Here is a 10,486-nt window from a genome sequence, read left to right on the forward strand (position 1 = left end):
GCGCCGGGCTCGTTCCCTCGACAGGTGGATACGAGCGTCCTCGCCGTGGCGACGGACGGCATCGGCGCACTCGACGCGGCGCCTCCCCGCGAGCACTTCATCCCCGTCACCACCTATGCGCTCATCGACCGCCTGACCACGCCCCGCGCCTGGCCCGTAGGAGAGGCCCGCGCCGCGCGGCGCTTCTTCCGCTATCTCGAATATTGGCGGCGCCAGCAGCATAGCGTCGGCCTCAGCAATCTCCTGCAGGCTTACGAAAGCTTCAGCCCGGACAGCGATCTCCTCATCACGCGCACCTTCACGCCAGGAGAGCGCGCAACATTGCAAAAACGCGTCGTGCGCGAAGTCGAGGGGATCCTCAGGCAGGCGAACTACGTCCGCGTCGATCCCGCCAACGTGGAGCTGATCCTAACCAAGGACTCGCACTACGGGCTCGACCTGCACGTGGACTTCACCGCCTTCGAGGAGATCCTGGTCTACTACCGCGGCGCCTCGAGCCGGCGCGACCAGCGCCGCCGGCTGCGCAAGTTCATGCGCAAGGAAGAGTTGGACGTGCCGATCTTCCAGCGGCTGTTCCTGCTCTTCAAGCTCAAGCCCTTCGAGGCACGCGTGCAGGAGGTGATGGCGGAGCGTGGTCTCTCGCGCCGCGACGCGGAGAAGCTGATCCGCGGCCTGCGGGCGATGCTTCCTTCGGAGGTCAGCGAAGAGAATATCTACCTCAAGCTGTTCAAGAACATTCCGCGCAGCGACGTCGAGATGGTCTTTCCGAATACGCGCGTGCGGTTTCGCATGCTCGACAAGCTGCGCCTCGGCCTCACAGCGGGCGGAGGGCTCGGCATGAGCGTGGTCGGCACGGCGGGCAAGCTTGCGGCGGCGGCCTCGAACCCGATGGTGGCGGCAGGCGCGGTGCTTGGCCTCGGGGGCGTCGCCTTCCGGCAGGCCATGAACTTCCTCAACCAGCGGCAGCGCTACATGGTGGTGATGGCGCAAAATCTCTACTTCCACGCCATGGCCGACAACCGAGGGGTGCTCATCAAGCTCGCCGACCGGGCAGCCGAGGAGGACGTGAAGGAGGAGATGCTGCTCTACAGCGTGCTGGCCAAGGAGCACGCAACCCGGGCCGACCTGCCGGCGATTGACGCCGCCATCGAACAGTATCTCACCACGAGCTTCGGAGTGACGGTCGATTTCGATCTCGACGATGCGCTGAGCCGCCTTCTCGCCGACGGCATCGTGACGGAAGATGCCGACGGCAGGCTCCGGACTCTTGGCCCCGAGGAAGCGGCGCTGCACCTCGACGCCAAGTGGGACGTGTTCCTCGATAACCTGCCCGACTACACGAGCGAGGAAGGGCGCGAGGTGGAGCGGACGGTTCCAGAGGAGCCGAAGCAGACCGAAAGCGCCGAGGCCGCCGAAGGAGCGGAAGGCCGGCCGGCACCTTACCGCAAATCCTGACGGGGCCCGCGAGCTGCGCTATGGTGCGCCGCTTCCCGCAGGCGGCGCCAGCTGCCGGCCGGGCCATCGCAACTCAGAACGGGCTACATGACTCCTCACAAGCTGATCGCCGAGGTGGAGGATCGCGGGCGCGCCATGCGCGTCGCCAACGCACTCCAGGACCTCATCGAGCCACCGCCGGACGCGCTCACCGTCTTCGAGGACCGGGAGGGGAATGACGGCCCGGTGAAGCGTTGGAGGATCGAAGCCTATTTCGCCGAACCGCGGGAAGCGGCCGCGCTCGAGGCCGATCTCGATCTCTTGCTCGGCGAGCCTCCGCCGCGGTTCGAGCCGGCCGACATTCCCGATCTCAACTGGGTGGCGCTGTCTCAGGCGGCATTGCCGCCGGTCAGGGCGGCGCGCTTCACCATCCACGGCCAGCATGACTGTGAACGGGTGCCGCAAGGGCCCAACGCTATCCTCATCGAGGCGGGAGAGGCCTTCGGCACGGCACATCACGCAACCACCTATGGCTGCCTGCTGGCAATCGATCAGCTGGGGGCGACGCGCCGTTTTCGACGCATCCTAGATCTCGGATGCGGATCGGGCGTCCTCGCCATTGCCGCGGCGCGCACCTGGCCCCACGCCGCGGTCCATGGCGTCGATATCGACCCGCAGTCGGTCATCGTTGCGCGCGAAAACGCAGCCGTGAACAAGGCGGGCTCCCGCATCCGCTTCGTCTGCGGGCCGGGCGTCTCCACGCCAGCGATCCGCAAGGCGGCGCCGTTCGACCTCATCGTGGCAAACATCCTCGCCGATCCGCTCATCACGCTTGCCCCAGACATCCGGCATGTCGCGGAAGCGGGCGCGTCCGTCGTGCTCTCCGGCATCCTGCAGCGAGAAGCACCCCGCGTGATCGCCGCTTACCGGGCGCAGGGCTTCCACTTGATCAACCATCGGCGCCACGATGGCTGGTCAACGCTCACGCTCGCGAAGCGCACCTGAGACTTACGAGAGCCTGCCATGTTTCAAACGTTCGATTCGCCATCCGATGCCCCCGCAATTCCCGATCGGCTCAAGCAGCTCCGCACCCTGCTCGCAACTGAGGGGCTCGCAGCGCTGATCCTGCCGCGCGGCGACGAGCATCAGGGCGAGTACGTCGCGCCCTGCTCGGAGCGGCTGCGCTGGCTCACCGGTTTCTCCGGCAGCGCCGGTATCGCCGCCATCACCCGGCGCCATGCGGGCCTCTTCGTCGATGGGCGCTATACGGTGCAGGCGCGGGCCGAGTGCCGGGGCGGGCAGTTCGAGTTTCCGGGGCTGGCGCGCACCGCGCTCGCGCCCTGGCTTCGCGAGAAGATAAAGAGCGGCGGCATCGTGGGCTTCGATCCGTGGCTGCATACGGTCTCGGAGGTGGAGCGGCTGCGCGGGCTGCTGGCCGCGGGAGGGCTAACGCTCAAGCCGACGCGGCGGAACTTGGTCGACGCGGTATGGGGCAAGGACCGGCCAGGCGCGCCGGACGGGCCCGTTGTTGTGCATCCGCTCAAGTACGCCGGCCGCCGGGCCGAGCAGAAGATCGCCGACGTGCAAAAGAAGCTGAAGGAGGGCGGCCAGGACGCCCTCGTCCTGACGGCCCCGGATTCCATCTGCTGGCTGTTCAATATCCGCGGCTCGGACGTGGCCCACAATCCGGTGGTGCTGGCCTTCGCGATCGTACCGGCCAACGGCAGGGCCGAGCTGTTCGTTGCCGCGGAGAAGATCAATCGGGAGGCGCGTGCCCATCTCGACGGCGTGGCCAAGGTTTCGCCGCCGGCCGAGCTCAAGACGCGCATAGCGGCCCTCAAGAAGGCCCAGCGGCGCGTGCGCCTCGATCCCGACCGGGCCGCATGGTGGTTCTCCCGCGCGCTTGGCAAAAGCGCCGTGCATGGGGCTGACCCGTGCGTGCCGATGAAGGCGATCAAGAACACCACCGAGATCAAGGGCGCGCGCCTTGCCCACGTGCGTGACGGAGCCGCGATGGCGCGCTTCCTCGCCTGGCTCGACCGCGCCGTCGCGTCCGGCGAACGCGTGGACGAGATCACCGCCGTGCAAGCGCTCGAGGAGCAGCGGGCCGCGAGCCGGGCACTGCGCGAAATCTCGTTCGACACCATCTCGGGGAGCGGACCGAACGGAGCCATCGTGCACTACCGGGTAACGGAGGCGAGCAATCGCCGCCTCCAGCCGGGCGAACTGTTCCTCATCGATTCCGGAGCGCAGTACCTCGAAGGCACCACCGACATCACGCGCACCGTCGCCATCGGGACGCCGTCGCCCGAAATGCGGGAGCGTTTCACGCTCGTCCTCAAGGGGCATATCGCGATCGCGACGGCACGCTTCCCCAAGGGGACGCGCGGCCTTGACCTCGATCCCTTCGCGCGCCGCGCGCTCTGGGAGCACGGCCTCGACTACGACCACGGCACCGGCCACGGCGTCGGCAGCTATCTCTCCGTACACGAGGGGCCGCAATCGATCTCACGGGCTGGCATGGCTGTGATCGAGCCCGGCATGATCATCTCCAACGAGCCCGGCTACTATAAGGAAGGCGCCTACGGCATCCGCATCGAGAACCTCGTGCTCGTTACCGCGCCCGCCAAGCCGGACGGCGGCGACCGGGACATGATGGGTTTCGAAACGCTGACGCTGGCGCCCATCGATCGACGCCTGATCGAGAAGAACCTGCTGACGCCTTCCGAGATAAGTTGGCTCAACACCTATCACGCCGCGGTTCGCGAAACGATTGGCCCCGAGGTCGACGCCGCGACCCATTCATGGCTCGAAGCGGCGACGAAACCGCTCTGAAACCACATCCATTTCTCTTCTGAAAACCGGCATTTTACGCCGGTTTTTTATGCTTTTGGCCGCGTCCGAGACAAGGCGCGCAACCGCCATATCGCTATTTTCTTATTTTCTTCAATGCGTCCCACGCTTTTTCTACTATCATTTATCATGTTGATTCGGGCATGCCGCGGCCCAGCGCTGCACGCTCTCCGCGTTTCCGGCACACCGACCGAACGCCCGAAGGCCACCGCTTTGGGCGAATAATTCATTCTGGAGCGTTTCCAATGACCGAGAGCAGCCCCCTGCCCGCTCCGAGCCTGATGCCGCTCCTGCGCTATCGCGAGTTGGCGACGGCGATGAGCTGGCTCGAGCAGGCATTCGGCTTCGAGAAGCAGATCGCCGTCACCGACAACGACGGCGCCATCATCTACGGGCAGATGACCTATCGCGGCAGCCTCCTGATGATGGGTGCCGTCCGCGATACCGACCTCGACAAGCTCATGCGCCAGCCGGACGAGGTTGGAGGCGTGGAGACCCAGAGCTGCTATCTCGTCGTCGACGACGCGGATGCGCACCACGCGCGTGCACGCGAGGCCGGCGCCGAGATCGTGCTCGAGCTCAAGAGCGACGGACTCGGCCGGCGCGGTTATTCCTGCCGCGACCTCGAGGGCCATATCTGGAACTTCGGCACCTATAATCCGGGCAAGGGGATGACCATGGCGGCCCCGACGCCGCCGGCCCCCGCCGCTCCGCATCCCGAGCCGCCGCGGCGCGGGGCGCGAATGCGGATGGGGCTCGCAGGCCTCCTGGTGGCGCTCGGGACGGCTGGCTGGTGGTTCGCCGGCGAGACCGGCGGCCTTTCGATGCGGGCAGGAGGCCACGCCGCGGCGGAGGCCGAAGACGTCTACGCGGAGCTTGCCAAGGTGCGCGCCGAAAAGCGGAAGGCGGAAGCGGCCGCGGAAGAGGCGAGCGCCGCTCTCGAAGCGGAGCGCACGCGGCGCCTGGCCCTCGAGGCGAACTCTGGAACGGCCGTCGATAAGCTCGCCGAGGAGGAGCACGCCCGGCGGAGCGCGGAAGCCACTGCGGCGAGCCTGCGCGACGAGTTGCAGCGCACGCAGGAAGCGCTTGACCGCGCCATCGAAGCCCGACGCGTGAGCGAGGAGAAGCTCGCCGTCAAATCCGCTTCGAGCACCGCCACACCGGCGGGAGCCGAGGCTCAGGCAAGCCAAGCCTCGATGGACAACGCGAGCGGGATCGAGACATCCGCCACCCGCACCCCCACCGTCGAGGAAGGCGCCAGCATGGATGACGATGAGGAGGCCCGCACCGTGCGCAAAGCGCCCCGGGCGCGCGCTCCGAAGCGCAGGCGCTCGGCTTCGATCACGCAGACCAAGTATCCGGCCTACGTGATCGATATGAAGCACGTGTGGCCATATGAGTCCTGGTCACACTGACGGCCAATCGGCGCCGTGCCTATCAAGCGATTAGGCTCTAGAGCCGTTCCGGTTTAAGTGGAATCGGGGAACGGCTTTAAGACCTGATGAGGGCGATCCACTCGTCCTCGGTGAGCACCGTGACGCCGAGCTTCTGCGCGTTCGTGAGCTTCGAGCCGGCATCGGCGCCGGCGACGACGTAGTCCGTCTTCGACGAGACCGAGCCCGAGACCTTGGCGCCGAGCCGCTCCGCCTGCGCCTTCGCCTCGCTGCGGCCGACACGCTCCAGCTTGCCCGTGAAGACGACCGTCTTGCCGGTGACCGGCGAGGCGACGGCAGCCGGCCGCTCGTAAGGCGTCACCGTGACGTGGGCGATCAGATCATCGACCGCCTTGGCGTTGTGCGGCTCGGAAAAGAAATCGATGAGCGCGTCGACCACCGTCTCGCCGATACCCTCGATATCGTCGATGGTGCGGTAGGCCTCACTCTCCTTTCCGTCACGCGCCGCGGCTTCGGCAGCGCTGCGGAACGCCTCCCACGTGCGGAAATCCTTGGCGAGATCCTTGGCCGTCGTCTCGCCGACGTGGCGGATGCCGAGGGCGAAGATGAAACGATCAAGCCCGATCGTGCGCCGCGCATCGATGGCCCGAAACAGGTTCTGCACCGACTTCTTGCCGAAGCCCTTCCGCTCCGCGAGCGGCTCAGCACTTTCCCGATCGCGGGCTTCGAGCGTGAAAATGTCCGCAGGATTGCGGATCAAGCCATCTTCGAAGAAAAGCGTGATCTTCTCCTCGCCGAGCCCCTCGATATCGAACGCGAGGCGCGAGACGAAATGCTTGAGCCGCTCCTTGGACTGGGCCGGGCAGATGAGCCCGCCCGTGCAGCGGCGCACGACGCCGCCGGCGCCCGGTGATTCGTCCGCCTCGCGCACGGCGTGGCTGCCGCAGACGGGGCATAGCTTCGGGAATTTGTAGGGCTCGGCGCCGGAGGGACGCTTTTCGATCAAGACGCGGACGATCTGCGGGATGACGTCACCGGCGCGCTGCACGACGACGGTATCGCCGATGCGGATGTCCTTCCTCGCGATCTCGTCCTCGTTGTGAAGCGTGGCATTGGAGACTACGACGCCGCCGACCGTCACCGGCTCGAGCTTGGCAACGGGCGTCAGCGAGCCGGTGCGGCCGACCTGGATCTCGATATCACGCAGCAGGGTGACTGCCTGCTCGGCCGGGAACTTGTGGGCGATCGCCCAACGCGGCGAGCGCGAGACGAAGCCGAGGCGATCCTGATAGTCGAGCCGGTTCACCTTGTAGACGACGCCGTCGATGTCGTAACCGAGAGAGGCGCGGCGCTCGGCCGTTTCGCGATAAAACGCCAGCATCCCCTCCCCGCTTTCGCACACGCGCATCAGCGGATTGACCGGCAGGCCCCAGCGCGCGAAGGCTTCGACCATGCCCTGCTGCGTGTCGGCGGGCATGCTCGAGATCTCACCCCAGGCATAGGCAAAGAAGCGCAGAGGGCGGCCCGCCGTAATAGACGGATCGAGCTGGCGGAGAGACCCGGCGGCAGCGTTGCGGGGGTTGGCGAAAACCTTGCCGCCGCTCTCTGCCTGGGCTGCATTCAGCTCGGCGAAATCGGCGTGGCTCATATAGATCTCGCCACGTATCTCGGCGGTCGACGGAACATCCTGACCTTCGAGCCGTGCCGGAATCTCGGCGATCGTCCTCACGTTCGCGGTGACGTTCTCGCCCTCCATTCCATCGCCGCGCGTTGCCGCCTCGACGAAGCGGCCCCCTTCGTAGCGGATCGAAATCGAGAGCCCGTCGATCTTGGGCTCGGCTGTGATGGCCAGCGGCTCGTCGGCCTTGAGGGAGAGAAAGCGGCGGACGCGGGCCGCAAACTCCGCGACTTCCGCGTCGTCGAAGGCGTTGCCGAGAGACAGCATCGGAACACGGTGACGGATTTTGGCGAAGGCGCCGGCCGCCGGTGCGCCGACGCGGTGGGAAGGGCTGTCGGGACGGACGAGCGCCGGAAAGCGAGCCTCTATGGCGTCGTTGCGCCGGCGCAGCTCGTCGTACTCGGCGTCCGAGATTTCGGGGGCGTCGGCCTGATAGTAGAGCGCATCGTGGCGCCCGATCTCGGCCGCTAGGCGCTCAAGCTCAGCGGCCGCTTCGTCTGCGGTGAGATCGGCGACGGACGTGAGGGGAAGCTTCTTCTTAGCCATGTGGCTACATAACGGATAACCGGCGCGGACGCACGCAGGTGGATCTTAGAGCGCGTTCACTCTTATCGGAATTCGGATTGCGCGACGTGAACGCGCTCTAAGTTTTTATTGAGAGACTGATTCACGTTCTCGGTGAATGCGTGTCCGCATCCACCTCAAACGATCAGGCTCTAGAGCCGTTCCGGTTTAAGTGGAAACGGGGAACGGCTCTAAGTTTTTGTTTCTTCGTGCTTCTTCTCGGGCTCTTGGGTTCGCATGGCTTCGTGACAGCCATTTCCACCTGTCGCGAAGCACGTTAGCCCGGACCGCCGAGGGAGAACTTCGGCACGGCCTTCCATGCCTTGGTGATCCACGAGTCGTTGCTTTGCGCAGGCGCAAGCCCGTCGCTCTTCAGCAGTGCGTAAGCATCGCGATACCACTTCGACTGCGGGAAGTTATGCCCCAGCACGGCAACCGCCGTCTGCGCCTCGTTGGTGACGCCGAGCGCCATGTAGCACTCTGTGAGGCGCATCAGCGCCTCCTCGACGTGGGCCGTCGTCTGGTAATCCGTCACCACTGTCTTGAAGCGGTTGATGGCGGCGACGAAGTTCTTCTCTTTCATGTAGTAGCGGCCGACCTCCATCTCGGAGGCGGCAAGCGTGTCCTCGGCGATGCGGATGCGATTGTCGGCATCGCGCGCATAGGTGCTGTCCGGATAGCGCGCCTTCAGGATCTTGAGCTGATCAAGCGCCTTGCGCGTTGCAGTCTGGTCGCGGTTGGCGGTCCGAATGTCATCGAAGTAGGCCGAGGCGATGATGTGGTGGGCGAGCGGCGCATCCTTGGTGCCGGGATGCATGATCGTATACCGCTCGGCGGACGCGATCGCTTCCGGTGCCTTGCCGGCCTTGTAGTAGGCGTAGGCGGAGAGCACGATGGCGCGGCGCGCCTCGGGCGAATAGGGATGCGAACGATCCAGATCCTCGAACTTGCGCGCCGCATCCTCGAACTTGCCGCGGTTCATGAGGCTGTCCGCATCAGCGTACATCTTCTCTGGCGGATCGGCGTTGAGGATGCTCGTGGCGTCTGATGACGAGGCACAGCCGCCGAGCGAAAGCGCCGCGCCACCCATGGCACAGCAGAGAACGGCCGCGAGCCAGCTCGGCGTCTTGCCTATCAAAGTGCCATACTCCCCAAGCCTTTGCTCGCCTTCGCCAACCGGCCACGCGCGACCATGGTCGGAAAGGCTTTCGCGGCGTCACCGATTCGATCGAACCTGATGGCGCTCTGGATGCTGCCCCGTCGAACCTTCTTTCGGTGAGCCAGTGCTCGCCGTGAAAAGAAAATCCTCTAGCATACTTCGGAGTGGGCCTGAAGCCGCCGCCCCCTGCTATGCCGCGTCGTCCACGATAGGTTCACAATGTGGTTGATCTGAGACTCGCGGCGAGACTTTCCGTTTTCCACTGCGCCAAGAAGCGGGCGGGAAAACAGGAGGTTGCTGCTCTCAATGCCGGTATGTCGGCGCGATCGTGCACGGGCCTGTCGCAGCCATCCCTCGCTCAGCGAGGAGCGCCGGATGCGGCGCACTCAAGCGGTGATCTTCCTGATGGCCCGGCCGGCCGCAGGGGCCTCACTCGTAGGGCTCACTCGGCGGCGACTGCGACAGCCGCCGTGCGCTCGAATACGAAAGGGCGAGTTCCGCGAACGCGGGGTGCGTGGACGATGGTCCAGGCGGAGCTGTCCTCGAGCAGCTTACGGAGGACGAGCGAGTTGAGACGATGGCCGCCCTTGACCGAGCGGTAAGCGCCGAGCAGCGGATGACCAGAAAGGCTCAGATCGCCCACGGCATCCAGCATCTTGTGGCGGACGAACTCGAGCGGATCGCGCAGGCCTTCGCGGTTCATCACGCGGTCGTCGCCGATGGCGATGGTGTTGGTGAGATTGGCGCCGAGCGCGAGGCCGGCTTTCCAAAGCCGCTCAACATCGCTCATGAACCCGAACGTGCGCGCGTGGGCGAGCTCGTTGCGGAACACACCGGGCGTCATCTCAAGCGAAAGACGCTGCTGGCCGACGATCGGCGACGGGAAGTCGATCTCGACGTCCAGATGGAAGCCCGAATGCGGCGAGAGCTCGCCCCAGCTTTCGCCCTCTTCGACACGGACCGTCTTCAAAACCTTGAGGAAGCGGCGGGGCGCCGGAAGCTCACGGATGCCGACGCGATCGATAGCCTCGACGAACGGCGCCGAGCTGCCGTCCATGATCGGCACTTCCTTGCTGTCGATTTCGATAAGGCAGTTGTCGATCTGAAGGCCGCGGAGGGCGGCGAGAAGATGTTCCACGGTGGAGACGGTGACGCCGTCTTCGTTGCCGATGACCGTGCAGAGGGTGAGATTCTTGACGTTGCAGACTTTGGCGGGGATCTCGGCGGTGACGCGGCCACGTTTCGTGACCACAAAGCGGAGGCCAGTATCGGCTGAAGCCGGATATAGGCTGACCGAAACCGGCGCTCCGCTGTGCACCCCCGTGCCGTGAACCTCGATTGCCTGGGCAATCGTCGTCTGTCGCGCGCCAATGAATCGATTCGACATGCTGCGCCGTCCCTCGA

The 10,486-nt window shown here is 65.6% G+C and carries 7 protein-coding genes; 4 read left to right on the forward strand and 3 right to left on the reverse strand.

What is annotated here, in order from left to right:
• Positions 1 to 24: 24 nt before the first annotated feature.
• From V7P99_RS14295 to V7P99_RS14310, 4 genes are all read left to right on the forward strand, one after another.
• Positions 25 to 1,455 (forward strand): TMEM143 family protein, encoded by a 1,431-nt coding sequence (locus tag V7P99_RS14295; RefSeq protein WP_442909913.1) that lies wholly within the window; start codon positions 25 to 27, stop codon positions 1,453 to 1,455.
• Between the two features lie 87 nt (positions 1,456 to 1,542).
• Positions 1,543 to 2,439: a 50S ribosomal protein L11 methyltransferase gene (locus V7P99_RS14300; RefSeq protein ID WP_333795505.1), complete on the forward strand. Its 897-nt coding sequence runs from the start codon at positions 1,543 to 1,545 to the stop codon at positions 2,437 to 2,439.
• Between the two features lie 18 nt (positions 2,440 to 2,457).
• Positions 2,458 to 4,269, forward strand: a complete 1,812-nt coding sequence (locus V7P99_RS14305; protein ID WP_333795506.1) for an aminopeptidase P family protein — start codon at positions 2,458 to 2,460, stop codon at positions 4,267 to 4,269.
• Positions 4,270 to 4,532: 263 nt separating this feature from the next.
• Positions 4,533 to 5,702: a VOC family protein gene (locus tag V7P99_RS14310; RefSeq protein WP_333795507.1), complete on the forward strand. Its 1,170-nt coding sequence runs from the start codon at positions 4,533 to 4,535 to the stop codon at positions 5,700 to 5,702.
• Positions 5,703 to 5,778: 76 nt separating this feature from the next.
• On the opposite strand, the gene ligA is transcribed toward V7P99_RS14310, so the two are convergent.
• The 3 genes from ligA to lpxC form a co-directional block, all read right to left on the reverse strand.
• The gene (gene ligA, locus V7P99_RS14315; RefSeq protein ID WP_333795508.1) at positions 5,779 to 7,905 is read right to left on the reverse strand and encodes an NAD-dependent DNA ligase LigA; all 2,127 of its coding nucleotides are present in this window, start codon (positions 7,903 to 7,905) and stop codon (positions 5,779 to 5,781) included.
• A gap of 295 nt (positions 7,906 to 8,200) precedes the next feature.
• Positions 8,201 to 9,013: an outer membrane protein assembly factor BamD gene (locus V7P99_RS14320; protein ID WP_442909914.1), complete on the reverse strand. Its 813-nt coding sequence runs from the start codon at positions 9,011 to 9,013 to the stop codon at positions 8,201 to 8,203.
• A gap of 511 nt (positions 9,014 to 9,524) precedes the next feature.
• Positions 9,525 to 10,469 carry a UDP-3-O-acyl-N-acetylglucosamine deacetylase gene (lpxC, locus tag V7P99_RS14325; RefSeq protein ID WP_333795510.1) on the reverse strand — a complete coding sequence of 315 codons (945 nt, stop codon included), beginning with the start codon at positions 10,467 to 10,469 and terminating at the stop codon, positions 9,525 to 9,527.
• Positions 10,470 to 10,486: the final 17 nt, after the last annotated feature.

The organism is Hyphomicrobium sp. (assembly GCF_036780825.1).
In the GTDB taxonomy this organism is placed as follows: domain Bacteria; phylum Pseudomonadota; class Alphaproteobacteria; order Rhizobiales; family Hyphomicrobiaceae; genus Hyphomicrobium_C.

Coding starts and splice junctions, on each gene's coding strand:
- V7P99_RS14300 (WP_333795505.1), top strand. CDS start 1,543: ATGACTCCTCACAAGCTGATCGCCGAGGTGGAGGATCGCGGGCGCGCC.
- V7P99_RS14305 (WP_333795506.1), top strand. CDS start 2,458: ATGTTTCAAACGTTCGATTCGCCATCCGATGCCCCCGCAATTCCCGAT.
- V7P99_RS14310 (WP_333795507.1), top strand. CDS start 4,533: ATGACCGAGAGCAGCCCCCTGCCCGCTCCGAGCCTGATGCCGCTCCTG.
- ligA (WP_333795508.1), bottom strand. CDS start 7,905: ATGGCTAAGAAGAAGCTTCCCCTCACGTCCGTCGCCGATCTCACCGCA.
- V7P99_RS14320 (WP_442909914.1), bottom strand. CDS start 9,013: ATGGGTGGCGCGGCGCTTTCGCTCGGCGGCTGTGCCTCGTCATCAGAC.
- lpxC (WP_333795510.1), bottom strand. CDS start 10,469: ATGTCGAATCGATTCATTGGCGCGCGACAGACGACGATTGCCCAGGCA.